The 24,505-nt window shown below is 64.3% G+C and carries 21 protein-coding genes and 1 pseudogene; 17 read left to right on the forward strand and 5 right to left on the reverse strand.

Annotated features, from left to right (window positions below; translation table 11 throughout):
* Window positions 1-154 precede the first annotated feature (154 nt).
* The 14 genes from AC13EK_RS05180 (at window position 155) to AC13EK_RS05245 (ending at window position 15,749) form a co-directional block, all read left to right on the forward strand.
* A complete protein-coding gene (locus AC13EK_RS05180) occupies window positions 155-376 on the forward strand; it encodes a hypothetical protein (protein WP_483022068.1) in 222 nt (73 codons plus the stop codon).
* Window positions 377-444: 68 nt separating this feature from the next.
* A complete protein-coding gene (locus tag AC13EK_RS05185; RefSeq protein WP_454281043.1) occupies window positions 445-1,506 on the forward strand; it encodes an ABC transporter permease in 1,062 nt (353 codons plus the stop codon).
* Window positions 1,503-2,606, forward strand: coding sequence for an ABC transporter permease (locus AC13EK_RS05190; RefSeq protein ID WP_483022069.1), 1,104 nt, complete (start codon window positions 1,503-1,505; stop codon window positions 2,604-2,606). The genes AC13EK_RS05185 and AC13EK_RS05190 overlap by 4 nt, the downstream gene beginning before the upstream one ends.
* Before the next feature lie 156 nt (window positions 2,607-2,762).
* On the forward strand, window positions 2,763-5,153 hold the full coding sequence (locus tag AC13EK_RS05195; protein ID WP_454281045.1) for a membrane-bound PQQ-dependent dehydrogenase, glucose/quinate/shikimate family: 2,391 nt from the start codon (window positions 2,763-2,765) through the stop codon (window positions 5,151-5,153).
* Window positions 5,154-5,527: 374 nt separating this feature from the next.
* Complete coding sequence (gene cyoA, locus AC13EK_RS05200; protein WP_483022070.1) at window positions 5,528-6,370, forward strand: ubiquinol oxidase subunit II; 843 nt, start codon at window positions 5,528-5,530, stop codon at window positions 6,368-6,370.
* Window positions 6,371-6,372: 2 nt separating this feature from the next.
* Window positions 6,373-8,379, forward strand: coding sequence for a cytochrome o ubiquinol oxidase subunit I (gene cyoB, locus AC13EK_RS05205; RefSeq protein WP_454281047.1), 2,007 nt, complete (start codon window positions 6,373-6,375; stop codon window positions 8,377-8,379).
* Window positions 8,376-9,029, forward strand: coding sequence for a cytochrome (ubi)quinol oxidase subunit III (locus AC13EK_RS05210; protein ID WP_454281048.1), 654 nt, complete (start codon window positions 8,376-8,378; stop codon window positions 9,027-9,029). The genes cyoB and AC13EK_RS05210 overlap by 4 nt, the downstream gene beginning before the upstream one ends.
* Window positions 9,026-9,406 carry a cytochrome o ubiquinol oxidase subunit IV gene (gene cyoD / locus AC13EK_RS05215; RefSeq protein ID WP_483022071.1) on the forward strand — a complete coding sequence of 127 codons (381 nt, stop codon included), beginning with the start codon at window positions 9,026-9,028 and terminating at the stop codon, window positions 9,404-9,406. The genes AC13EK_RS05210 and cyoD overlap by 4 nt, the downstream gene beginning before the upstream one ends.
* Window positions 9,407-9,503: 97 nt before the next feature.
* A complete protein-coding gene (locus tag AC13EK_RS05220) occupies window positions 9,504-9,716 on the forward strand; it encodes a hypothetical protein (protein WP_483022072.1) in 213 nt (70 codons plus the stop codon).
* A 679-nt stretch (window positions 9,717-10,395) separates the two neighbouring features.
* A complete protein-coding gene (locus AC13EK_RS05225) occupies window positions 10,396-12,048 on the forward strand; it encodes an electron transfer flavoprotein-ubiquinone oxidoreductase (protein WP_483022073.1) in 1,653 nt (550 codons plus the stop codon).
* An 11-nt stretch (window positions 12,049-12,059) separates the two neighbouring features.
* Window positions 12,060-12,932: an acyl-CoA thioesterase gene (locus AC13EK_RS05230; protein ID WP_483022074.1), complete on the forward strand. Its 873-nt coding sequence runs from the start codon at window positions 12,060-12,062 to the stop codon at window positions 12,930-12,932.
* A gap of 486 nt (window positions 12,933-13,418) precedes the next feature.
* Entirely contained in the window at window positions 13,419-14,498 is a 1,080-nt protein-coding gene (locus tag AC13EK_RS05235) for a Dyp-type peroxidase (RefSeq protein ID WP_483022075.1), read from the forward strand.
* A 358-nt stretch (window positions 14,499-14,856) separates the two neighbouring features.
* Window positions 14,857-15,156, forward strand: coding sequence for a hypothetical protein (locus AC13EK_RS05240; RefSeq protein ID WP_483022076.1), 300 nt, complete (start codon window positions 14,857-14,859; stop codon window positions 15,154-15,156).
* A gap of 128 nt (window positions 15,157-15,284) precedes the next feature.
* Window positions 15,285-15,749, forward strand: coding sequence for a DUF4126 domain-containing protein (locus AC13EK_RS05245; RefSeq protein WP_483022077.1), 465 nt, complete (start codon window positions 15,285-15,287; stop codon window positions 15,747-15,749).
* Between the two features lie 125 nt (window positions 15,750-15,874).
* Here the strand turns inward: AC13EK_RS05245 and AC13EK_RS05250 are convergent, their stop codons facing one another.
* From AC13EK_RS05250 to AC13EK_RS05260, 3 genes are read right to left on the reverse strand one after another with little or no spacing between them, the layout of a single operon-like run.
* Entirely contained in the window at window positions 15,875-16,210 is a 336-nt protein-coding gene (locus tag AC13EK_RS05250) for a transposase (RefSeq protein ID WP_483022078.1), read from the reverse strand.
* Between the two features lie 36 nt (window positions 16,211-16,246).
* On the reverse strand, window positions 16,247-17,605 hold the full coding sequence (locus AC13EK_RS05255) for a DUF7986 domain-containing protein (RefSeq protein WP_007015766.1): 1,359 nt from the start codon (window positions 17,603-17,605) through the stop codon (window positions 16,247-16,249).
* The gene (locus AC13EK_RS05260; protein ID WP_026109404.1) at window positions 17,602-18,207 is read right to left on the reverse strand and encodes a recombinase family protein; all 606 of its coding nucleotides are present in this window, start codon (window positions 18,205-18,207) and stop codon (window positions 17,602-17,604) included. Before AC13EK_RS05260 ends, AC13EK_RS05255 begins: the two co-directional genes overlap by 4 nt.
* Before the next feature lie 129 nt (window positions 18,208-18,336).
* Here AC13EK_RS05260 and AC13EK_RS05265 point away from each other — a divergent pair, with 129 nt between their 5' ends.
* Window positions 18,337-21,288 (forward strand): Tn3 family transposase, encoded by a 2,952-nt coding sequence (locus AC13EK_RS05265; RefSeq protein ID WP_228168062.1) that lies wholly within the window; start codon window positions 18,337-18,339, stop codon window positions 21,286-21,288.
* Window positions 21,289-21,587: 299 nt separating this feature from the next.
* On the opposite strand, the gene AC13EK_RS05270 is transcribed toward AC13EK_RS05265, so the two are convergent.
* Window positions 21,588-22,154, reverse strand: coding sequence for a TetR/AcrR family transcriptional regulator (locus AC13EK_RS05270; RefSeq protein WP_015449258.1), 567 nt, complete (start codon window positions 22,152-22,154; stop codon window positions 21,588-21,590).
* A gap of 69 nt (window positions 22,155-22,223) precedes the next feature.
* On the opposite strand from AC13EK_RS05270, the gene AC13EK_RS05275 reads away from it, so the two are divergent.
* Together AC13EK_RS05275 and AC13EK_RS05280 are read left to right on the forward strand one after the other, a co-directional pair.
* Window positions 22,224-23,054, forward strand: a complete 831-nt coding sequence (locus tag AC13EK_RS05275) for an SDR family oxidoreductase (protein WP_037479754.1) — start codon at window positions 22,224-22,226, stop codon at window positions 23,052-23,054.
* A gap of 610 nt (window positions 23,055-23,664) precedes the next feature.
* Window positions 23,665-23,967: pseudogene (locus tag AC13EK_RS05280) on the forward strand (CorA family divalent cation transporter); the annotation flags it as partial.
* A gap of 62 nt (window positions 23,968-24,029) precedes the next feature.
* On the opposite strand, the gene AC13EK_RS05285 reads toward AC13EK_RS05280, so the two are convergent.
* A complete protein-coding gene (locus AC13EK_RS05285) occupies window positions 24,030-24,437 on the reverse strand; it encodes a response regulator (RefSeq protein WP_007683354.1) in 408 nt (135 codons plus the stop codon).
* Window positions 24,438-24,505 lie beyond the last annotated feature (68 nt).

Raw genomic sequence — 24,505 nt, forward strand, 5'->3', positions numbered from 1 at the left:
TCAATCCGTAAGCGAGGTACCAGCGCACACATAGCAGGATGATTGTTGCGTCAAAATGCCGACCCTTGAACATCAAACCTCGCCACAAAAGCCAATCCTTTCGATGTCATAATCGGCATCGCGGGAATTTGCGACAGAACCTCATTATCGCGGTATGGCGGTGGGCAATATCCTGCACGGCCACGTCCCGGCGCTCGGGCGCGACGCCGACTTCAAAGTGTATCTGGTCGCGCCGCGCGGGGATTTCGCCACCTGGCGCGCGACGCGGGAAGCGTCCGGTTATGACGTGCGCTCGTTTGAAGTGCGCGCGCGCCCGGTGAGCGCCATTAAGGGCCTGCGTCCGGGCATGAGCGTCCTGTTCGACTGGCCGCAATGAGCCCGTTCCGGCGGGCTCTGGGCCGGGAGCTGTGGCACCTGCGGCATTCCCGCTGGGATCTCGTCGGCTTGATCGTGATGCCCGCGATCCTGCTGTTTCTGGTTTCGGCAATGCTCTGGCACGGTGCAATGCGCGACGTGCCATTGATAGTCGTCGACAGCGACGGCAGCGCGGCAAGCCGCGAGATGATCCGCGTGCTCGACGCGTCTCCCATGATTCATGTCACCACCTACCGCACCAATGAGGAACAGGCCGTGCGCGACGTCCGGCGGGACGATGCGATGGGCTTCATCCACTTGCCGGCCGGCCTTGGCGAAGGATTGCGGACACATCGCACACCCGTGGTGCGCGTGCTCTACAATGCCAGCTTCCTGTCCGCGGGCATGCTGTTGGCGCGCGGCGTGGAGGAGGCGATGCAGGATGCGGCGCCCGCGATCATCGCCGGTCAGCTGTCGGCCCATGGCCTGCCGCCGGTCCGCACCCGCCGCATCGTGGTCGAGGCGACCGCCCTGGGCAATCCGGCGTCCAGCTTTGAATGGTATCTGGGCCTGTTGATCTATCCCGCAGTCCTGCACCTGCTGACGGCGTGTGTGTGTGCCCTGGCGCTCGGGCGCGAACTGCAAGGCCGCTCCCTTGCCCGATGGGCGTCGGAAAGCGGCGGGATCACGCCGGCGCTGGTCGGCAAGATGCTCCCCTATGTGGCGGTGGTCAGCCTATGGGGCGTCGTCTGGTTGCTCTACCTTACGCTGGGCCGCGGCTGGCGCGTCGACGGGAGCATCGCCCTGATCGTCGCTGCACAGACGCTATTCTATGCCGCCACTGCCGCAATCTCCTCGTTGCTGATTGCCGCGACGCGGGAGACAGCGACGGCCCTGTCGGCGAGCGCTGTCTATGCAGGCTCGGCCCTCGCCTATTCGGGCGCGACGCTGCCGCTCAACGGCGCCCATCTCTTCGCCCGCTTCTGGAGCAACGTCCTGCCCTTGACTCATTACGTGGCATTGCAGATGGGCCAGATCAGCGACCTCGCGCCAACGGCGGCCATTTCCCCGGCGCTGGCGCTGCTGGGCTATGTCGTGATCGCGGGCGGGATCGCGGTCCTGCTGATCGCCCGGCAGGCCCGCCGCGCATGACCTTCGGCCAGGCCTTTGTCGGGACATGGCGCGCTATCCTGCGATCGCGCACCCTGCTCAGCACCATGCTGCTCTCCGTTGCGCTTTACGGCTTCTACTACCCGGCGCCCTACGCGCACGAGACGGCGCAGCGGCTGCCGGTCATCATCGTGGACCAGGACAACAGCGCGCTCAGCCGCGCCATGGTTCGCGACCTCGACGCGACCCGCGCGGTCGAGATCGTTGCCACGGCGTCGGACGTCGCCGAGGCGCGCCGGCGGATGCGCCGGGGTGATGCGGATGGCGTCATCCTCGTCACCCAAGGGCTCGAGCGCCAGCTGCGCACGGGCGCGCCAGGCGCGGGCATCGGGGTGTGGGTCAATGCCACTTATCTGCTGCGGGCCAGCACCATCGGCGAGGCGATTACCTCGGTCGTCGAGGACCTGGCCGCAGAGCGGCTTCTTCCCGGCGGCCAATCGGTGCGGGCGGGATTACCGATCAAGGTGACGGCCGAGCCCCTGTTCAACCGTACCGGCGGGTACAAGAGCTATGTCTTTCCGGCCGTGGCCGTTATCATCGTGCAGCAGACGCTGCTGTTCGGCGCCGCGACCTTCATGGGCGGCCGCCGACGCGAGGGGCGCTGGCGGATGCGGCCGCTCGAATTTGTCGGCAGCCTGGCGGCGCTTGCGTCGGTCGGAATCCTGAACTGCCTGTTCCTGTTCGGCCTGATCTTCTGGTTGCAGGACGTGCCTACGAACGAGAACCTGCCGGCACTGCTGTTGGCGGTGCCCCTGTTCGCGACGGCCGTCGCCGCTCTGGGACTGTGGATCGGCAGCTTTTTCGACTGCTCCGAACGCGCGATGGTCATCTTGGCACCCACATCGGTGCCGCTGTTCTTTCTGACCGGGACGGCCTGGCCGCTGGGGCAGATGCCGCGGTTCGTCCAGCTGCTCGCCTCCCTCGCCCCCTCGACGCCCGGCGTGCATACCTTTGTGCCGCTGAACCAGATGGGCGCCTCGATCACCGATGTTTCGGGGGGAATGGCGCTGCTTGCGATGCTGGCGCTGATCTACGGGTTAGCTGCGGGGGTGCGAGTGATCGGCGGCCGGTCGAGCAGATGAGGAGCGTGGCCCCCTGTCCTGACCTACCCGGGTCGAGCCAGATAATCCGGATGTCAGAGCGCCACGCATTGATTAGGTAAACCAAGCGGTGTATATCGTCATGGACATGGCCTCAGCAGTCTGATCTTGAAGGCTAGAGCAAGAGCGGAGACGATTGTGGATGCAGGTCGGATCGGTCGAGTAGCGTTCGGCGCACTCCTGGGCATAATCGGGCTCATCCTCGCCGCAGGGGGCGCCTGGCTCGTCTCTCTGGGAGGCAGCGCCTATTACGTTATTGTCGGCGTCCTGCTTGCGGTCGCTGGCCTGCTCTTCATCCGCCGAAAGCCCTTGGGGCTGTACGTCTACGCTTTTGCGTTCCTTTTCACGCTGTTGTGGTCATTCTCGGAGGTTGGGCTGAAAGGCTGGTCTCTGGTGCCGCGCTTGGCCGGGCCGGCCATATTGATGTTCTTCGCGCTCCTGCTCGTGCCCCAGCTGCCGATCTCGAAGGCACGGCGCGTCCGAAACTACGGTCTGCTCTCTCTCGCGGCGGTGCTCGTCGCTACCACCGCGGCAGTCCTCGTGGTAGAAGAGCCTCGTCCCGGCCAGATCGCGATGGCCTCGGCCGCCCTTTTCGACAGCCCCGCCAATGGCCCGGCTCGCGGCGAGTGGGGGGCCTATGGCGGCGGTGCCAGCGCCCAGCGTTATTCGGATTCGTCACAGATTACCGCCGGAAACGTCGGCTCCCTCAAGCTCGCCTGGACCTACCATACCCGGAACATTCCCAAAGCGTTCGGATCCGAGCTGACGCCGCTGAAGATCGGCGATCGTCTCTACGGGTGCACGGGCATGAACCGCATGTTCGCGCTCGACCCCGCGACCGGTCAGCAGATCTGGTCGTTCGATCCGCACGTCGACAAGAAGTGGGTGCCGTACACCGCCGCCTGTCGCGGAGTCGCTTACTACAAAGTGCCTGACCAGCCTGCCGGCGCGCTTTGTGCCGAACGGATCATCGAAGGCACGCTGGACATGCGCCTCATCGCCGTCGACGCGGCGAGCGGGCGGCGTTGTCCGATGTTCGGCGCCAACGGCGAGGCCGACCTGCGGGTGGGTCTCGGTCAGAAGGAGAGCCTGAACGCGGCTCCGAAACCGCTCATCCCCGGCACGGCCGCCATCACGGCGCCGCCATTGATCGTGCAGGGGATCATCGTCACCGGTCAGCAGGTTACTGACGGGCAGCGCCGCTGGGCGCCCTCGGGTGTCATTCGTGGTTACGATGCAGTGACCGGCCAGCTGGCCTTCGCCTGGGACATCAACCAGCCGGAGGTCACCAAGGCGCCTCCTTCGGGCGGATATTATTCGTTCGGCACGCCCAACAGTTGGGCCACGGCGGCCGGCGATGAGAAACTCGGTCTCGCCTACATCCCCATGGGCAATTCCGCGGCGGACTATTGGACAGGCCTGCGCAGCGCCGAGGAGAAGAAGTTCAATTCGGCGATCGTCGCGCTCGACGTGCACACCGGCAAGCCCCGATGGGTCTTCCAGACGGTCCACGCGGACGTCTGGGACTATGACCTTGGCTCCCAGCCCAGTCTCATCGAGTATCCGACGCCTCGTGGACGCGTTCCAGCGCTTCTCGTCGCGAGCAAGCAAGGCGAGATGTACATCCTCGATCGCGCCACGGGCCGGCCGCTTCATCCCGTGCAGGAGCGGCCGGCGCCCGGCGGAGGCGCCGAGCCTGGACTGCGCTCGAAGACGCAGCCCTATTCGGGTTTCCACAGCCTCGCCTATCCGGACATCACCGAGAAGGACATGTGGGGGCTGTCGCCCATCGACCAGATGATCTGCCGGATCAACTTTCGACGTGCGGCCTATCAGGGGCGTTATACGCCGCCGCGCGCCGGCCAATACAATATCGAGTGGCCTGGCTATAACGGCGGCTCCGACTGGGGCAGCGTCGCCATCGACCCGTATCGCGGCGTGATGATCGCAAACTACAACCTGACCGCAAACTACAACAAGCTGATTTCCCGAACGACTGCGGACAAGAAGGACTTATACCCGATCGGGGATCCGAGAGCCGCAGGCGGATCCGGCGCAGAAGGCAACGGAGCTCAAACCGGGGCACCCTATGCCATTCTCGTGAATGCGGGCTGGACGATGCCGACAGGAGTGCTCTGCACCGCACCGCCATATGGCGGCATCCGTGCCATCGACCTTCGGACTGGCAAGACCGTGTGGGATCGCCCGTTCGGAACGGCACGGAGGAATGGTCCGTTCGGCATACCCTCCTTCCTGCCCATGTCCATCGGGACTCCAAACAATGGCGGTTCCGTGGTGACCCGTTCGGGCTTGGTCTTCATCGCGGCGGCCACGGACAACCTGATCCGGGCCATCGACATCAGAACAGGCAAGACATTGTGGAGCGATGTCCTGCCAGGCGGCGGACAGGCCAATCCGATGATCTACGAGCAGAACGGGAAGGAATATCTCGTCATCATGGCAGGGGGCCATCACTTTATGAAGACGACGCCCAGCGATGCCCTGGTGGCGTATGCGCTACCGCGATGATGAGAATGCGACGCTTTGGATCGCGGCCTTGCCTGGATGAGATCGCGGCTGGTCTGGACGCCCGGTGCCAGGGCAGGGGCGCCGAAGCCGTCGAGCGCAGGCAGGAGCCGGTCGGCGGCTCTTGCCTTGCGCTCCGCCCGGCTCGTTCAACGGTCGTCAACGTCTGACTGATGCTGGCTCGACCGACTAGCAGTTCGAACGCATCGCCCCGCCGGGACGGGGTCAGTCCGCGCGCTACCAGCCCGGCGCCGGGTTCCCCTTCGTCTCTAGGACAAAGGGCATGAAGCCATGACTTGTCCGCCTTTAACGACCGATCCAGCATCCTCTCCTGATCGGGCCACACCCTCGTGCTGACGCGATCCGCGCGGCGAGCCATGGTCGCGCTCCCGCTGGCGCTCGGGAGCGCCTGCGCTCCCGCGACGCTCGATCCGGCCGGCCCGGTCGCCGCTGGCGAAAAGACGCTGCTTTTAAATTCGCTGGCGATCATGCTGGGCATCGTTGTGCCGGTGATCATTGCGACGGTTGCCTTTGCCTGGTGGTTTCGCGCGTCCAACACGCGTGCCAAGTACCGCCCAGACTGGGCGTACTCTGGAAAGCTGGAGCTTCTGGTCTGGTCGGTGCCGTTGCTCGTCATCATCTTTCTGGGTGGCATCGGCTGGGTCGCGAGCCATGAACTCGATCCGCAACGCCCGCTTGCCTCGCGGCAACGGCCGATTACCATTCAGGTCGTTGCGCTCGATTGGAAGTGGCTCTTCATCTACCCCGAGCAGCGCATCGCCAGCGTCAACCGGCTTGTTATACCAGCGGGCGTCCCGATCAGCTTTCGGATCACGTCCGGAACTGTGATGAACAGTTTTTTCGTGCCGCAGCTCGGCAGCCAGATCTACGCGATGGCGGGCATGGAGGCGAAACTCAACCTTATGGCCGATCGACCCGGCCGGTTCCGCGGCCTATCTGCGCACTACAGCGGCGAGGGCTTTTCCAACATGAGCTTCATCGTGGACGCCGTCCCCGCCCAGGACTTTGCCGCATGGACGGCGCGCGCAAAGGGGCAAGGTCCTGTGTTGAACGGGCAGAGCTATCTCGCCCTTGCTAAGCAACAGGGGAATTTCGCACCCGTCGTCTATAGCAGCGTGCCGCCTCGCTTCTTCGAGGCGGCAGTCAGACATGCGGGCGCACCTGTTCACGAGGTTGACCGTGCAGGCAGGGAGGATTGAGCATGCTTGGCAAGCTCACCCTCCAATCGATTCCCTGGGATCAGCCGATACCTCTCGTCGCGGCCGCCGTCGTCGGGGGCGCATTGCTCGCCACACTGTTATGGACGTGGCGCGCCGGGCATGTGCCGTATCTGTGGAGCGAGTGGATCACTTCCGTGGACCACAAGCGCATCGGGGTCATGTATTGCATCTTCGCCCTGGTGATGCTGGTCCGCGGCTTCATCGACGCGGCCATGATGCGCAGTCAGCAGGCGATCGCGTTCAACAACCCGGGCTACCTGCCGCCGGATCACTATGATCAGATCTTTTCCGCGCACGGCACCATCATGATCTTCTTCGTGGCGATGCCGTTCATGGTGGGACTCATGAACTTCGCCGTGCCGCTGCAACTGGGGGTTCGCGACGTCGCGTTTCCGACCTTGAACAACGTCAGCTTCTGGCTGACCGCCAGCGGCGCGCTGCTGGTAAACGTCAGCCTGGTGGTCGGCGAGTTCGCCAAGACCGGTTGGCTCGCCTACCCGCCCTTGTCGGAGCTGCGCTTCTCGCCCGGTGTGGGCGTGGACTATTACCTATGGGCGCTTCAGATATCCGGCGTTGGCACGCTGCTTTCAGGCGTGAACTTGGTCACCACGATCCTGAAGATGCGTGCGCCAGGCATGGGCTACACGCGTATGCCGATGTTCTGCTGGACGTCGCTGGCGTCCAACCTGCTGATCGTCGCGGCCTTTCCCATCCTCACGGCGACGTTCGCGATGCTGTTGCTCGACCGCTATCTGGGGTTCCACTTCTTCACCAACGAGCTTGGCGGCAACCAGATGATGTTCGTCAACCTTATCTGGGCCTGGGGACACCCCGAGGTCTACATCCTGATCCTTCCCGCCTTCGGCATATTTAGCGAAGTGGTGTCCACCTTCTCCGGCAAGCCGTTGTTCGGCTATCGATCGATGGTCATCGCGACGATGGTGATCTGCATTCTGTCCTTTATGGTGTGGCTGCACCATTTCTTCACCATGGGGGCCGGCGCGGACGTCAACGGCTTCTTCGGCGTGACGACGATGATTATCGCGGTACCAACGGGCGTGAAGGTCTTCAACTGGCTATTCACGATGTACGGTGGCAGGATCCGTTTCGACGTCCCGATGATGTGGGCCGTGGCATTTATCGCCACCTTCGTCATCGGCGGGATGACGGGTGTACTGCTCGCAGTTCCACCCGCCGACTTCGTGTTACACAATTCGCTGTTTCTCGTAGCACACTTCCACAATGTCATTATCGGCGGCGTGCTGTTCGGGGCCTTCGCGGGCTACAACTATTGGTTTCCCAAGGCGTTCGGGTTCCGCCTGCACGATGGCTGGGGCAAAGCCGCTTTCTGGTTGTGGGTGACGGGTTTCTACGTCGCCTTCATGCCCCTCTATGTGCTCGGGCTGATGGGCATGACGCGGCGCATGCAGCACTACGACGTTCCCGGCTGGCACCCTTGGCTGGTCCTGGCCGCGTTCGGCGCGACATTGATCGCCGGCGGAATCGTGTGTCAGGCGATGCAGCTTTACGTCTCGATCCGCCAGCGGGAGATGTTGATCGACGAAACCGGCGACCCGTGGGATGGCCGCAGCCTGGAATGGATCACGACGTCACCGCCCCCGCCGTTCAATTTCGCCGCACTCCCCAATGTTGAGGGCGAGGAATCCTATTGGGATCTCAAATTGCAGGCGCACCAACGCCGCGAGCTGTCCGAGCGACCAGACTATGCCGCATTCTCGATGCCGCGCAATTCGCCCACCGGCTTCGTCACCGCGTTCTTCACCACCGCCATCGGCTTTGCGGCCGTATGGCATATCTGGTGGCTGGTCCTCGTCGGCTTCCTGGGCGCGTGGGCGACCTTCGTTGCGTTCGCGTGGCGCGACGAGAACAAATACGAGGTCAGCGCGGAGCGGGCCAAACACCTCGATGACAGGCGCCGCGCGGCCAAGGCCAGGATGCTCAACCTCCCCGCAGAGAACCCTGCATGAGCGCTGTAGCCGCCCGCCAACGGCACGCGGGAAAAGGTGATCCCCACAAGCTGGGCCGCGACGTTCCGCGAAGCGAACGGGGCCCTGCGCCCGAGAAAATCGTCGTCGCGTATGGCTTCTGGATTTTCCTGCTTAGCGACTTCATCATGTTCACCGGCTTCTTCGCGGCATACGCGGTACTGGCGAAGGCCACCGCGAACGGCCCCGCCGCGCATGACATCGTGGAACTGCCGCTAGTCGGCGCCGAGACGGCCCTGCTGCTGACATCGAGTCTCACATGCGGAATGGCAGGCATCGCGACCCGCGTGCAGAACCAGCGGTGGTTTCAGGTGGCGATGGCGATAACGGCGCTACTCGGCACCGGATTCCTTGCGCTGGAAGGCTATGAGTTTCTCAAGCTGATCGGCGAAGGTCACGGACCGCAGCGCAGCGCCTTCCTGTCCGCCTTCTTCGCACTGGTCGGATGTCATGGCATTCACGTCGCGCTCGGCCTGAGCTGGCTCACGACGATGATGGCGCAGGTATACGCGAAAGGCTTCCGCCAGGAGATCGTTCGCCGCATCGCATGCTTCAGCCTGTTCTGGCATGCGCTCGACATCATCTGGGTCGCTTTGTTCACTACCGTATATCTGTTGGGAGTCGCCGGATGAACGACCAGGCTAGTTCTGACGACGACCGCGAGCCGGGAAAGTATAACAGCGACGAGGTTGATGTCCGTGCTGAGGTGAAGACCTACCTTGTCGGATACCTGCTCGCCGCCATCCTCACTGCTGCGTCGTTCCTAGCAGTAAACAGCGGCTTCATCTACGGTCCGGGTATCCCGGTTGCGCTAATCGCCCTGGCCGTGGCGCAGATGGGCATCCATAACGTCTTCTTTCTGCATATCACGACTGGACCTGACAACACCAACAACGTCCTTGCGCTTGCGTTTGGCGTGCTGATCATCGGTCTCGTCCTGATTGGCTCCATCTGGATCATGAGCCACCTCGATCACAACCTGATGTCGGCCGCCATGCCATCGATGTAAGCGAGGGGTGTCGATGCGGCATGGTGATCGGACCAGCACGCACAGCCGGATCGTCTTCCGGCTCAAATGGGCGTGCCGACCATGTCCGCGGAGAGGCATGCGGATCAACGTCTATGACGGTGGCAGGCCTGTACACGGCCCCTCTAAAGTCTACCTCCCCGTTCGCGCCGCCTTTCCGTTAGGCTTGATCACGGGCTGGTCGCTGATCGACCGCCGAGCCGAGGAGCCGATCGGTCACCATCGCATCACATCCTTGCTCCGACCGATCCAGATGAACGCCGATCATAGACTTGCTGAACGGCGAACCTGACCGCCATCCCATCGAGGACGCGCTAGAGCGCTGCGTCGTCGATACGACATCTCGCAGAGGCCGTATCGGGGCCGCGTCAGCGGAAACTGCCCTTGGACAGCGGACCGGCCTGCCTTTTCGATCGGCCCGACTGCCATGAGCGAACCATTGGGGCACTAGCACGAGAGGTGTTAATTCGTTGTCACGCGGTATGGCCGCCGCCGCCGCGCTCAGATCACCTCGCCGAAACCACTTGACCATTTGGTAGCCTAACTGCCCTTTACGTCAATTGGAATTTGCGACAGGAGCAAGTCATGGTTGCGTGCAGCAGCATCGGCGACTGGCGCAGAGTGGGATGAAGGGCGGAGCGATGCTGTGGACGGCTAAATCGGCGACAGCGGCCGCCTTCGCTGCCGAATGCTGGCCAGTTGCCCGCCGGAAGAGGGATGAGAGGCACGGGATCGTCGAGATCGGATCGTGCGGCGGACGCATCTGCGACCGACTGCTCACCCCGGGGGCTCGCGCGACCGCGAGAGGATGGGGCATTGCGCGCCGCGGCTCGCGGACTGGTCAGATCTTATCCGCCGGCGAATGGCACCAAGCGGCCAGGCGCGCGGCATTCACGAGAGGACGAAACGCGATGGGCTGACGCGGCTTCCCGCGAAGCTGCGGTCAGCCGAGTCGAGTAGGGATGGTTTGCATGACCGAACGTGACGTGATGACCTTCGATGTGGTGGTCGTGGGGGCGGGCCCGGCCGGGCTTTCGGCCGCGATCCGGCTCAAGCAGTGCGCAGCCGCGGCCGGTTGTGAGGTGTCGGTGTGCGTGCTGGAAAAGGGATCGGAGGTTGGCGCACACATCCTGTCGGGCGCGGTGGTGGATCCGATCGCGCTCGACGAATTGATCCCAAACTGGCGCGAGACGGGCTGCCCGCTCGCCGCCGTGCCGGTGACGGAGAACCATCACTGGTTCTTGACGGAAGCGCGCCAGTTCGGGCTACCGCAGACTGTGCTGCCCGGCTTCATGCACAACGAAGGCACCTACACGGGCTCGCTCGCCAACCTCTGTCGCTGGCTGGCGAGTCGGGCCGAGGAATTGGGCGTCGAGATCTATCCGGGGTTCGCGGCGGCCGAACTGCTGCTGGACGAGGTGGGCGCGGTCAAGGGAGTCGCCACGGGAACGGCGGGAATTGCCCGGGACGGTACGCACCGGCCCGACTACCAGCCCGGTGTCGAGCTCCATGCCCGTTATACGCTGCTCGCGGAGGGCGCACGCGGAAGTCTGACGAAGCTCGCCAAGCAGCTGTTCGACCTGGAGCGCGATTGTCAGCCGCAGATTTACGGTCTGGGCATCAAGGAGCTCTGGGATGTCCTGCCGGAGAAGCACGCGCCCGGTCGCGTCATCCACACGCAGGGCTTTCCGCTGAACGACGCGGTCGGCGGCGGCTTCCTCTACCATCAGGCAGACGGACAGGTGGCGCTCGGCTTGGTGACGGGGCTGGGCTACCGCAACCCCTACCTGTCGCCCTTCCAGGAGTTCCAGCGCTGGAAACAGCACCCCGCCATCCGCGGGGTGATCGAGGGCGGGCGCCGCGTATCTTACGGTGCACGGGCGATCAACGAAGGCGGATGGCAGTCGGTACCGCGGCTCGCCTTTCCGGGAGGCGCGCTGATCGGCTGCTCTGCGGGGTTCGTGAACGTGCCGCGCATCAAAGGTACCCACACCGCCATGAAATCCGGCATGCTCGCGGCGGAATCGGCCTTCGCTGCGGTTGCGTCGAACCGCGGTGGCGACGTGCTGGCCGACTACCAGCCTTCCGTAAACGCGAGTTGGATCGCGACGGAGCTCAAGCTGGTGCGCAACGCCGAGCCCGCCCTCGCGAAGTTCGGTCCGGCGTTCGGGACGCTCTGGGCCGGCGCGGACATGTGGATGCGCTCCTTCGGCTTGGGCCTGCCCTATACGTTTCGCCACCGCCACGATCACCAGGGCCTGCGTCGCCGCAATCAGGCCAGGCCCATTGCGTACCCGAAGCCGGACGGAGTGGTCACCTTCGACCGGCTGTCGTCACTCTTCCTGTCCAACGTCAACCACGAGGAGGATCAGCCGAGCCACCTCCGGCTGAAAGATGCGGCGGTACCGATCACAGTCAACCTGCCGCTCTACGACAACCCCGAGCAGCGATACTGTCCGGCGAACGTCTATGAAATCGTGGGTGCCGAGGAAGATAGGCCGCGGCTCCAGATAAATGCGCAGAATTGCGTCCATTGCAAGACGTGCGACATCAAGGATCCGACTCAGAACATCGAGTGGGTCGTGCCCGAGGGCGGTGGCGGCCCCAACTACCCCAACATGTGATGGAGACGCCATTGCCCGAAAATCCGACCACCGCCGTCGAAGAACTAGTTAATCTGCTGAACATGGAGCAGGTCGGACCCGACCGGTTTGAGGCATCATGCGCTGTTGGCGACCGGTCGCCCCGTACCTTCGGGGGGCAAACGGTGGCGCTGGCGCTGGTGGCCGCTCAGCGCGCCGGGCCGGAGGGCATGACGACGCACGCGCTGCATGCCTCGTTCCTGCGGCCGGGCGATCCCCGCCAGCCCGTCGACCTGGAGGTCACCCGCCCGTTCGAGGGCCGCAGCTTCGCCCACCGGGCGGTGGTCGCCGCGCAGGGCGGCGTGCCGATCCTGCATCTCGCCGCCTCGTTCCACCGGTCGGAGGACGGCTTCGCACACGCGCCCGCGATGCCGGACGTGCCAGGGCCGGAGGCGTCATCCGACTTGAAGGCGCAGGCGGCGGCAGGGAAGAGCGGGCGACCGCCGGTCGCTCTGTTGAGCCGGCTGAACGCGTTCGACGTGCGGGTCGCCGCCGTCCGGACGGACACACCCCCCAGTCAGGCCTTCTGGTTCCGTCTTGCCGCCCCCCTCCCCGTACCGGAGCTGGCGGAAGCGGTGCTCGCATTCGCCAGCGACTTTGCGCTGATCACCACCGCCGTACTGCCGCATGCCGTCAGCTATTTCTCGCCCGCTCTGCAGACCGCGAGTCTGACGCATGCCATCTTCTTCCACGAGCGGCCGCCGGTTTCCGATTGGATGCTGTACGCCATGGACAGCCCTTGGGCCGGAAAGGCGCGCGGGTTGGCACGGGGCAGCATCTTCGGCCGGGACGGCCGCCTGCTGGCGAGCGTTGCTCAGGAAGGTTTGATCCGGCGGCGCACGCCGGACGCTTCGCGCGCACGCTGATCGAACTCGGCCCGTCGGGATGATGTTGACTGCCGGACCCTTAGAGGGACGGAGACCGCCCGGGACACTGACGCGATAACGGATGCTGCTGCGGCGAGTCCCGCTCAACCGCTTGGGCGGCTTCCCGTGCGAGCGCACCTTTCCGGGCCGTCAGAGGCGACGGGATCATCCGGCAAAAAACGAAGCAACGCTCCGGAAATTGTTAGGTGGAAGGGCGCAGCGTCGGTCACATCTGGAGAGAAACTCTTCGGTGCAGGCCGACGGATCACGAGCCAAGCGGAAGGCAGGATGGGCATCTGTGGCGCCGGCGAGAAGGCATGCCCGACGAGATCTGGTCGTCACGCCCCTTCGTTCGCCCGGAACCGAATGGGACCTTGAGTTGTCGGTGCAGGGACGCCGCGACGATCCGAGGAAAGATTCAGATCCTGCACCGTGCATCCATGCTTCTCTTCAGTCATCCGCATAGCCGAGCGGCGCTCGTCCGCGATGATAGTCGTCGGGCAGGATCTGCCGTCCGATGGGCGGCACTTCGGGCCGAACGCGCCCGAGGGGTGGGAGGACGCCTTCAAGCCCGGCACGTGCCACATAGCCCTCACCATCTATGCGCGTGACGATGCCGCGGTGAAGGTCGCGGTGGATCACGCGATGACGGAATATGATCGGTCGCGCGGGGTGACGCTGGTCGGCACGCACAGCTTTGGTGCCGACGCCGACGCCAAGAATCCGTTCGGCTTTCGCGACTCGATCTCGCAACCGAGCGTCGCGGGCAGCGGCGTGGAGCCGCAGCGCGGCCAGAAACGGTCGATCGCGGCAGGCGAGTTCATCCTAGGCGAGAACAGCGAGACGGGTAGCCCCGTGGCGATGCCGGAGCCTGCCGAATTGGGGCGAAACGGCTCGTTCGTGGTGCTTCGCAAGTACGAGAGCGCTGTCGGCGCCTTCAACGACTTCCTTCGCAGCCGGGTGGATGGCGAGGCGGCGGAAGAGAAGCTGGGGGCCAAGATGTTCGGCCGCTGGCGCAGTGGCGCGCCGCTGGTCCTGACGCCCGAGAAGGATGACGAGGCGCTTGGCGCTGATCACTTGCGGAACAACGGCTTCGACTTCTCCGAAGATCCCACGGGGCTTGCCTGTCCGCATTCAGCGCACATGCGCCGGCTCAACCCTCGTGACAGCCAACTCACAATCATGACCGACGTCAACATCCACCGGGTAATCCGCCGATCATCGACTTTCGGTCCAAAATGGAGCCGGGACGTAACGGCTGCCGATGATGCAAGGGGCGATCGCGGTATCTTCTTCATCTTCATCAGCGCCCGCGCGTATGACACGATCGAAATTCTCCAGCAGGAGTGGATCAATCTCGGCAACTTCATCGATCTGGGGTCCGAGCGTGATCCGGTCGTGGGGCTGCACGAGGAGCCCGGCACCTTCACCATCCCGAATGAACCGGCACGCCAGCGGGTTGCCGGCGTTCCTACCTTCAACCGCCTGAGGGGCGGCGAGTATTTGTTCATGCCGTCGTTGACCGCGCTCCAGTGGATCGGGGGAGCAGGCTGGCAAGGTGAGTGATACGCCTGTGCGGCTTAACTGTTAAGCTCGCGCTGGAACTCGCTTGCGATAGGTCGGACGCGATCTCCAACCACGCCTGCCTGGCCGTGCTGACGTGAATGGAACGTCATCGCTGGTTCAGAATATGGGCGAGATTGAGGATGCTGACGCGAGCGGCCTCTCTACGTCGAGCCTCTCAACGTAGTCCTTGATGTCCAGCGATGCGTTGCCGTTATGCGACCTTCTTCCGGCATTACGACGATGTGCCGGCGCTGGTGGCTAACACGGTGGCGGCTCTCGCAGCCGCGGCGCGCGAGCGCGCGACGAGGTCGCGCCGGCCCTGGTCGGAGGTGACCGCGCCGAGACAGGGCGGATCGTGATGCGCTATGTGGTCGGACACGAGGGCGCCTGCCGCGCGCTGCTGGTCGGGGCCGGCGATGCGGTTCAGGGCATCGTGCTGCGCGAGATCGCCCAGCAGACGGCCGCCATCGGCGACTTCGCGCCGGGTTGGCTGCCAGGCACGCTGGCCGTGCGGTTCGCGGTCGCGAGCATGAGCGCGGTCGTCCGATGGTGGCTTGTCGAAGCGCCGGAGAGAAGCTGGGAGGAGACCGCCACCCTCCTGGACCTGCTCGTCAGCCTGCCGCCGGCGGCGCAGCCGCGCAACGAACTCGGCACCTGATTGCGGGGTTGTAAAGCCGCGGCATGCCTTCGCCGGATCCCAGGGCATATCAATTTGTCATCGAGCAGTGCACGGGGATCAAAAAGTCTGCGTCGCGCATTCGAGATCGGGACAAGGAGAACTGCCCAGTGCTTCGCTCGTTCCTCATCGGCCTGGTGGCTGGCCAGCGCGGCATTACGCCGCTGGCCGTAACTGCGACGGCGACTCGTCGCGGTGAGATCCCTGCCGAACTGCCACTGCAAAAGCTGATGCTGAACCCCGTGATCGCGGCCGGAACCGCCGCTTTCGCGGCAGCGGAAATGGCCGGCGACAAGATGAAGACGGCGCCCGACCGTACCGTGCCAATCGGGCTTGCGGTCCGCAGCATCACCGCCGCCTATGCCGGAGCCGCACTCGCCCCGCGTGACAAACGCTTGTCCGGTGCGGCCATCGCCGTAGCCGCCGCGGTCGTATCGGCCTATCCCGGCTTAGCCGCCCGCAAGTTTGCGATGAAACGTTACGGACAGACCGCGACCGGCTTCGTCGAGGACGCGATCGTGTTCGCGAGCGGGCTTGCCATCGCCAATCCCAAGCTCATTGCGGAAAAGGCCTAAGTAGGCGCGATAGCGGCCGCTTGAGATGCAGCAGTCTCAAATGGCCTGCCCTTTGTGCGTCGGTGCTTGATGCCGCAAGCGCAACAGCGCTATCGCAGAGAAGCCTTACCTAGAGCATGATCGTGTCACGTTGACGCATATCCCGAGTTCCTGAGGTAGTTGGCGCATTCGTCGGGAGTGAAGCAGTCGAGCAGTTGGCCGATGCGCCGCCAGGTGGCCTCGACCGATCGCTCGGCGGCTTGGCGCATCAGGTGCTTGAGCTTGGCAAAGACCTGCTCGATTGGATTGAGGTCAGGGCTGTAGGGCGGAAGAAAGAAGAGCTTGGCGCCGGTGGCGCGGATGGCGCGCCGGACGGCCAGGCCCTTGTGGCTGCCGAGATTGTCCATCACGACGATGTCGCCCGCCCGGAGCGTTGGCGCGAGGATCTGCTCGACATAGGCCTCTGTGCATTGTAGGGACACGGATTCACGGTAGGCATCGACGTCAGGGGTAGCGAACTATTTGCGCAGGTTCTCGATGCCAAGTTCGCGCCATATCCAAGTGAAGTCGTAGGTGGCCATCGGGTCGTTCGCGTCGAGTTGGCTGCTGCTGCGGTTTTCGAGATGCTTGAGCCACCCGGCTACTCGGTGCCGGCCTGCGGCAGTTTGAACGGCTGCGCGCGGGGTGATGTCGCCGAGCATGCCGACGGGTTCATCGAGCGTCGCGCGGTACTGACGGTCGAGCATGGCATGGATGAGCGGGGTTGCAACCTCTGGCGCAATGGCGGGTGCCGGTTCGGATGATGTCAGCCCCTCGGCCCGCGCCGCCATGGCCTGTTCGACCGTCTCAATCGTGGTCAGCGGCGAGCCGACCAACCCGGCGAGCGCATCGTTGATAAGCGCGGTGCCGCGTTTCGCTCGCTCGGCCGAGGTGACGGCGAGCATCAGGGCGCGGCCTTTCAATTCGACATTGCCGAGCACCGGGGTGCCGTCCGCCATCGTCACACCCCACGCCATGCGCCCGGTGCTTTTCGCTTTTCCGTTCGGTTTCTCGCCCAGCCAGTTCCAAAAGTGCGTGGTTTCCCGCTGAAGCGCAGGGACAGTATCAAGCCGCTCGCCGACCAGCGCCTGGGTCACGCCGCGTGCGAAGGGAAAGCGCACGCGGTGGAACATCACCTCCTCGCCATCAATGTTGTGCAGCGTGGGGATGGGCGCCGGTCCCATGGTCTTGGGAACGACATCGAACAGCCATGCCGTGCTGATGAGGGCCGGAAGTGCAGCCAGATCGTCGGCGTCTAGGTTCAACGCGGTGCGCGGGCTGCGCTTGCCCTTCGAGCGCCGTAGATCGGCGACGAGCGCCTCGGCCGCCTCCATCGTGAACGACAGCACGCCGCCCGACAGGAGGTGCTTGCCTCCGACCTGCACGACGCGGGCACCGATCCTGTCCCATTGCTTCAGCGTCTGCGAGGCGCTGCGCTCGGATACTCGAAGCGGCTCGCCGCCCCGGATCAGGTCGCGCACGAGGAAGCCGCTGCCGGGCTCGACCTCGCTGACCTCGTGGAGGCTCATCACTGACGATCGAAGGGCACGCAGGTAGATTTTGGTCGGGCCGCTCTCATTCCAGCCCCGGCGCCGAATATAGTCATCGACGATGTTCCGGTCGGGTTGGATGGTGCGCGTCAGCAGATCCTCGAACGCGCATCCCCACAACACGCCGGCCCAATGATCGCCGACGATGTCCGCCAGCTCGTCCGCTTCGAAGTCGAACTCCTCCATCGCCAGCCCGAGATGATCGCCGAGCGCCTCGCCCAGATGCTCGCCCCAGGCCGGCGAGGTGGCGAACTTCATGACGCCGGACAGATCGTGACCACGCTTCATGCCTGTTCCCTCTGCTGCTGACTGAATTGCTGGCGGTGCGCGGCGACGATGCGCGAGACGGTGGGTTCACTGACGCCGTAGAGCCGCGCCATCTCGGCACCGGACTTGCGGCCGGACGTGACGGACTCGGCGATTTCGCGGCGCTGCTTGTCGCCGAGCTTGGGCCGACGCCCGCCGATCCGTCCTTCTGCGCGAGCCTGGGCAAGGCCGGCGCTGGTACGCTCGCGGATCATGGCCCGCTCGAACTCGGCGAAGCTTCCCACCATCTGCATCATCATCCGCCCTGCCGCGGTGGTGGTGTCGATCGCCTCGGTCAGTGAGCGGAAGCCCGCGCCTGCCAGCTCGATCCGCTCCATGATGTGCAGCATATCCTTTAGGCTGCGCGACAGCCGGTCAAGCTTCCAGACGACGACGACGTCTCCGTCGCGCAACTGGCCGATCATCTCCAGAAGCTTGGGTCGGTCCCACCGCCCACCGCTGGCGGTCTCCTCGAACACCCGCTTGCAGCCGGCCGCATCGAGCGCGCGCCGCTGCGCGGCGTTCGACTGGTCGTCGCCCTTCGACACGCGGGCATAACCGATCAGATAGGGTTCGCGCGTCATCTGCGTCTCTTTCACAAACGGCCGTATCTGGAGGCGGAAACAGCATGCACCAATTTCCGCAGCCTTGGGTCTTTCACAATCCTCTTTCACTAAGCCAACAAAAGGCAAGAGGTTTTTGGAGGATGAAACATGCCCGCACGTATTCCGATGACCCAGCGGCAGCGCGCCGCGTTGCTTGCTTTGCCCGACAGCGAGGCGGCGGTGGTGCGACATCATGGCCTCGATGCCGAGGACCTTGCTGCGATCGGCTTCGCACGCACTCCGGCGACCCGCTTGAGCTATGCCCTGCAACTCTGCTGCCTGCGCTATCCGGGGCGACATCTGCGCACAGGCGAGCTGTTGCCTGCAATCATGCTCGACCACATCGCCGAACAGGTCGGAGTGGATGCAGGCGTCGTCGCCGACTTCGCGCGGCGAGCGCCGACCCGCTACGATCAGCTTGCCGCCATCAAGGCGCGCTTCGGATTCACCGATCTGAGCCGGCCAGCGCGCGGCATCATGATGACTTGGCTGGAAACCGAAGCCATGGCTATCGTGGACGGGCGCATTTTGCTTGATCGATTGCTGGACGAGCTGCGCACGCGACGCATCGTCATCCCTGGCATCAGCGTCGTTGAGCGGATGGCGGCCGAGGCGATGCTTCGGACGGAAACCGATCTGGTCGCCGCGGTCGATGCTAAACTCGATGCGGATATGCGTCAGCGTCTCGATATGCTGATCGATGAGAAGGTACATGACCGGCAGAGCCGCTTGTCCTGGCTGCGCGAACCAGAGCCCCGCGTCGCGTCAGCCTCGCTTGCCGAAATCCTCGAGAAGGTCGCGATAATCCATAGGACCGGTATTTCCAGCATTCCGGTCGATCCCCTGCACGAGCCCCGCCTGACGCAGTTCGCCCGCGAAGGCGTGCGATATACAGCCCAGGCTTTCCAACAGATGCGCGTCTCCCGCAGGCGGGTCATCCTGCTTGCAACGCTGCGCGAGATGGAGGCCACGCTTACCGACGCGGCGATCGCCATGTTCAGCGCCTTGATGGGACGCGCTCACCTTCGTGCTCGCAAACGCCTGGAGCAGAGGGTCGCGATTTCGGGACGCGAAGGCCGCGATCGGCTGATGCGGATCGCCACTGTGCTGGAAACAGTTAGCCAGGCAGCACGCGCCGGCGGAGATATCGGTGCGGCCCTCAGGGATATCGTGCCTCTCGACATGCTCGATGCTGATGCCGCAATCATCCGTCGTACCGCGGCACCTCACAGGGACGATGTGCTGAGCGAGATCGCAGCCGAATACCGGACCTTCAAGCGAACAGGGCCTCTATTCCTGCAAGCGCTCGATTTCCACGGTCGGGCCGGCACCGCGGCATTGCGCGACGCGATGGCGATCCTGTCGAATCTTGATGGCGACTGGCGCAAGCCCCTCCCTGCCGACGTTCCGCTCGGTCATGTCGAGCGGCGCTGGCACCGCCATGTCGTGGTCGCCGGCAAGATCGACCGGACGCACTGGGAGATGGCGACTTACGGCGCGCTCACCAATGCACTGGCCTCGGGTGATATCTGGGTGCCGAGGTCAAGGCTGCACAGGTCGCTGGACGTGCTGCTCGCGCCGTTATCCGGCGCAGCGCTGCAACCGCCGTTCTCGCTCGGTAATCCACACGCATGGCTCGATCAGCGCGCCGCGCAGCTCGACAGCGCCTTGCGCGACGTCGCCCACAATCTGGCCGGACGCGATGCTGCCCTGTTCGCTGGCGAGCGATTGCGATTTCCCAAGGAACTGAAGGACGATGATGCCAGGCACGACGAAGGACGGCGCCTGACGCTTGCCTGCTACGACATGCTGCCTGCCACGCGTATCACCGACGTGTTGTCGCAAGTCGAACGCTGGACCGGCTTCACCCGGCACTTCGGGCACGTCTCGACCGGGTTGCCGCCTGGCGATGAGCAGGCCTTCCTCGCCACTCTGATTGCCGAAGCGACCAATCTTGGGCTGTCGCGCATGGCCGAGGTATGCGGCGCAGGGTCACGCCGCGCGCTGCTGCGCATGCAGACATGGCACATGCGCGAGGAAACCTTTCGGGCGGCGCTCGCCTGTCTGACCGACGCCATCCACGCCGAGCCGATCGCCGCCTGGTTTGGGCAAGGACACCGGGCTTCCGCGGATGGCCAGGCCTTCTACCTGGGCGGGCCGGGCGAAGCCGGCGGAGCGGTCAACGCCCATTATGGTCGCGACCCAGTGGTCAAGATCTACACCACCATCACCGACCGCTACGCGCCGCTGCACCAGACGGTGATCGCCGGCACGGCAGGAGAAGCCATCCATGCGCTCGATGGGCTCCTCGGCCATGACAGCAACGCCGATCTGACCGCGCTGCACGTCGATGGAGGCGGCGTTTCCGACATCGTATTCGCGACGATGCATCTCCTCGGGCTCGATTTCGAGCCGCGCATTCCTCGCCTGTCCGACCGGCGCCTCTACGCTTTCGAACCCTCGAAGCGCTATGGCAGGCTTGCGCCACTGTTCGGTCACAGGCTCAACCGGGACCTGATCGTCAGCCACTGGCCCGATATTGAACGTGTCATTGGCGCGATCCGTCACCGCACCGTCACGCCATCGTTGATCCTGAAGAAGCTGTCCGCCTACCGCCAGCAGAACAGCCTCGCTGCGGCGCTGCGGGAGATCGGGCGGATCGAGCGCACGCTGTTCACGCTCCGCTGGTTCGAGGATCCGGCTCTGCGCCGTACCGTCACTGCCGAGTTGAACAAGGGCGAGGCCCGCAACAGCCTTGCCCGGGCGGTCGCCTTCCATCGGCTCGGCCGTTTTCGCGACCGTGGCCTGGAGAACCAGCAGACCCGAGCGGCCGCGCTCAACCTCGTCACCGCAGCGATTATCCTGTTCAACTGTCGCTATCTGGGGCGCGCCGTCGACGAAATGCGTCGTCGAGGAAGCCCCATCGATCCAGCTATGCTGTCCCGGCTCTCGCCGTTGGGTTGGGATCGCATCAATCTCACCGGCGATTATGTCTGGTCCGATCACCTCGATCTCGACGCCAACGGCCTCATGCCGCTGCTCATCAAACCGCTACCGTGAATCCGTGTCCTGATAATGCACAGGGGCCTTTTGAGGCAGATGAAACGACTCCTGACGAAACGTCGTGCGACGAGTCCGGCGACCTGAGATCGTCGCGCAGCCACTGGGTCACTTGGCGATGATCCAATCCGGTTCGGCAGTGGCGGCGCAGTCCTCGAACGTCGATCGCATCCGCGGAGCCGACGGGCCGGCTTGTGCATGAGCCGCCCTGATTTTGCCGCTGGGCAGTACGGCAGGTTGCGAAAAATGCTTGCTGTGTCCCGGTCGGCGCGCGGGCGTGCAGCTCGCGCCTCGCACGATCACACGCGCAGCAGTCGCCCCACCGCCCGCATGATCGTCGCCCGGCGCGCCGCGTGCTCGGCAGCGTCGCGTGCAGCTCCGGTCATGCACCAGAGCTGGGTGAGGGCGGCGACAAGCCGGACGACATCCAGGGGCGTGAAGTCGGCGACGATCCGCCCCTCGGCCTGCGCCGCTGCGATCCCGTCCAGCTTCTCCCCGAGAAGGACCTCGCCGGCCGGGAGCATCAGAACATCCTGGCCACGCTCCAAATGATGCCAGGTCAGCAGCCTCCACAGGCGCGGGCGTTCGACCAGCAAGTCATAGGTGCGCCCCGCATAACCCTCAAGATCATTGGGATCGAAGCGATCGGCCTGCGCCGCGTCCATCACTTCCTGCGTCAGCGCGGCATCGAAGAGCGCCTCCTTGTCCCCGAAATAGGTGTAGAGCATCGGCTTGCTGATACCCGCCGCCTGCGCAATCCGGTCGATCCGCGCGCCCGCCAGCCCATGGGACGCGAACTCCTCGGTCGCTGCAGCCAGGAGCGTCTCGCGGCTCTGTGCGGCATTCCGCCGGGTTCGTTGCTTCATCACACCTCCAAGCATTGACGCATTCCAGGTTTCAAGTTACCTACCAGTTGGTAATATATGGAGTAACATATGTCCAATCACTGGTTTCTCACGGGCGCGTCCAGCGGTATCGGCCGCCATCTGGCCGAACTGATCCTGGCCGCTGGCGACGACCTTACCGCGACGGCCCGCAAGCCCGAAAGCCTCGATGATCTCGCGGCGAAATATCCGAGCCAGCTGCGCGTCGAAGCGCTCGACGTCACGGTCAAGGACGATATTGCTGCGGTCGTGGCCCGGGCGCAGGCGCGTCGACCCGTCGATATTCTGGTCAACAACGCCGGCGGCGGCGTGATCGGCGCCACCGAAGAGATGTCGGACGCCGAGGTCGAAGGCCAGATCGCGCTCAATCTCATGGCGCCCATCCACATCACCCGCGCCTTTGTCCCCGCCATGCGGCTGCGCGGGAGCGGCCGGATCATCCAGATCTCCAGCGCTAGTGGTCAGGGCTCGCTTCCGACGAGCAGTCTCTATCATGTGGCCAAATGGGGCCTGGAGGGCTTCAGCGAATGCCTCCGCCAGGAGCTTGAACCCTTCAACCTGTTCGTGACACTGATCGAGCCGGGCGGGGCGCGCACCAGCTTCAGCCACAATCTGCAATTCGCCAGCGAGATCGCCGCGTATCGCGATACGCCCGCCGGCCATATCCGCAAGATGTTCGAGACCGCCGGAAACGAGCTCTACACGCTCGACCCGCAAAAGATCGCGCAAGCGATCGTTGATGTCGCAACCAGCGACCATCCGCCGCTGCGCGTGACTCTGGGGGGTGACGCTTTCGGCGTTGTCCAGGCGGCGCTGCAATCGCGGCTCGCCTTTCTGCAGTCCCAGGAAGCGCTCGCGCGCTCGGTCGCTTTCGACAGTTGAGCTTTTCCGTCTTCCAGCTTTCGTCTCCGCGCGGTGCGACGCGCCTCACCGGGGCCCGGCAACCCTGTCGTCAGCGCCGTTATCCGATACTTAGGTATAGTCATCCGACACGATTGCAGAGGCGCCACACGGGCAATCGCTTGGTACCATCGCAAGAGAGGAAAACCCTCGCGGTCGCCAATCAAGGGTGCGCAGACCTTCGCAGTCGCGTGCCCTTGATGCGGCAGCGCGCCGCCCAGCCACGCGCGTCATGAACGGGAGCGGCCTTCTGCGAAACCCAACGCTCCGCCGCATTTTCTATAAGCTCTCGCTCGAATTGCTGCGCGCCGCCTTCTTCTTCCTGCGATTGGGCTTGAAGAATGACGAGTGTTTGTGCGCGCGTCTCAATAGGCGAGGCACACGGCTTCCGGTCGCCGCCGCCGTTCTTTGTCACAATGGCAAACGGCTACGGCCGGCGACCCTGATCGATCCGGCGTGCGAGCACGTCGGCAAGGATGACTTCGTGTGGATCAAAATGTCCCAGCCCAGCGAAACAGAACTTGCCGACATCGCCGGGAATTACGGCCTTCATCCGCTTGCCATGGAAGGTGCCGACAACGGCCACCAGATTTCGAAGCTCGACGATCACATGCTCAGGGTTGAGAGCGCCATCACCGGCATCCGCGACATCCTGATCTCGGTGTTCGAGGCGAGTCACCTGCTCGAACAGCAGCGCCAAGGTGCGATCACCCGTTAGCTTGCCGCCCGGGATGCGATCCTCGCGGTGCCTACCGCGATTGCCGGAATCTACGGCATGAATTTCGAGAATATGCCCGAACTGAAGACGCAATGGGGATATTTCGTCATCCTCGGCGTCATCGCTGCGGTCTGCATTGGGCTCTACATCCGGTTCAAACGTAGCCACTGGCTTTGACGGCGCAGATTGGCTTTCCACATCGCGCCGGGCTGAGGCTGCCGGGGGCCGGCCGCCATAACTCAATGCTTTCGCAGAACCTCGGCGCGGTGCCGGTCCAACGCATCGAGCAAAGCCCTGCCGATCAAAGGCTTTGCGAGAACGTGATCGAAGCCCGCCTCGGCGGCCCGCCAGGCCAGCAGCGTGTCGTGAAAGCCTGAGATCATGATGGCGCGTCCCGACCATCCGATCTCGCGAAGGTGACGCAGCATCGCGAATCCGTCGATGTCGGGCATGCGATAGTCGAGGATGACGCAGTCTGCCTCCTTCGCGCGGGGGTCGGCCAACAGCGCGTGGCCGGTCGTATATCCCCACACGGCATAGCCGCGCGATCTCAGCAGCAGCTGGAGGCCACGCCGCACGCCGGGATCGTCGTCGGAGACGAGGATGGTGTATCTGCCATCATGCTGAGTGGAACGGACCGATGGCATTGCGAGAAGCGGACACCCGTGTGACGATTGCACCATCGATCGCATATCGCGCCTCGTCCCGTCGCTAC

The sequence above is a fragment of the Sphingobium sp. L-44 genome (genome assembly GCF_056859495.1).

Coding starts and splice junctions, on each gene's coding strand:
- AC13EK_RS05180 (WP_483022068.1), top strand. CDS start 155: ATGGCGGTGGGCAATATCCTGCACGGCCACGTCCCGGCGCTCGGGCGC.
- AC13EK_RS05190 (WP_483022069.1), top strand. CDS start 1,503: ATGACCTTCGGCCAGGCCTTTGTCGGGACATGGCGCGCTATCCTGCGA.
- cyoA (WP_483022070.1), top strand. CDS start 5,528: ATGGTCGCGCTCCCGCTGGCGCTCGGGAGCGCCTGCGCTCCCGCGACG.
- cyoB (WP_454281047.1), top strand. CDS start 6,373: ATGCTTGGCAAGCTCACCCTCCAATCGATTCCCTGGGATCAGCCGATA.
- AC13EK_RS05210 (WP_454281048.1), top strand. CDS start 8,376: ATGAGCGCTGTAGCCGCCCGCCAACGGCACGCGGGAAAAGGTGATCCC.
- cyoD (WP_483022071.1), top strand. CDS start 9,026: ATGAACGACCAGGCTAGTTCTGACGACGACCGCGAGCCGGGAAAGTAT.
- AC13EK_RS05220 (WP_483022072.1), top strand. CDS start 9,504: ATGCGGATCAACGTCTATGACGGTGGCAGGCCTGTACACGGCCCCTCT.
- AC13EK_RS05225 (WP_483022073.1), top strand. CDS start 10,396: ATGACCGAACGTGACGTGATGACCTTCGATGTGGTGGTCGTGGGGGCG.
- AC13EK_RS05235 (WP_483022075.1), top strand. CDS start 13,419: ATGATAGTCGTCGGGCAGGATCTGCCGTCCGATGGGCGGCACTTCGGG.
- AC13EK_RS05240 (WP_483022076.1), top strand. CDS start 14,857: ATGCGCTATGTGGTCGGACACGAGGGCGCCTGCCGCGCGCTGCTGGTC.
- AC13EK_RS05255 (WP_007015766.1), bottom strand. CDS start 17,605: ATGAAGCGTGGTCACGATCTGTCCGGCGTCATGAAGTTCGCCACCTCG.
- AC13EK_RS05260 (WP_026109404.1), bottom strand. CDS start 18,207: ATGACGCGCGAACCCTATCTGATCGGTTATGCCCGCGTGTCGAAGGGC.
- AC13EK_RS05265 (WP_228168062.1), top strand. CDS start 18,337: ATGCCCGCACGTATTCCGATGACCCAGCGGCAGCGCGCCGCGTTGCTT.
- AC13EK_RS05270 (WP_015449258.1), bottom strand. CDS start 22,154: ATGAAGCAACGAACCCGGCGGAATGCCGCACAGAGCCGCGAGACGCTC.
- AC13EK_RS05275 (WP_037479754.1), top strand. CDS start 22,224: ATGTCCAATCACTGGTTTCTCACGGGCGCGTCCAGCGGTATCGGCCGC.
- AC13EK_RS05285 (WP_007683354.1), bottom strand. CDS start 24,437: ATGCCATCGGTCCGTTCCACTCAGCATGATGGCAGATACACCATCCTC.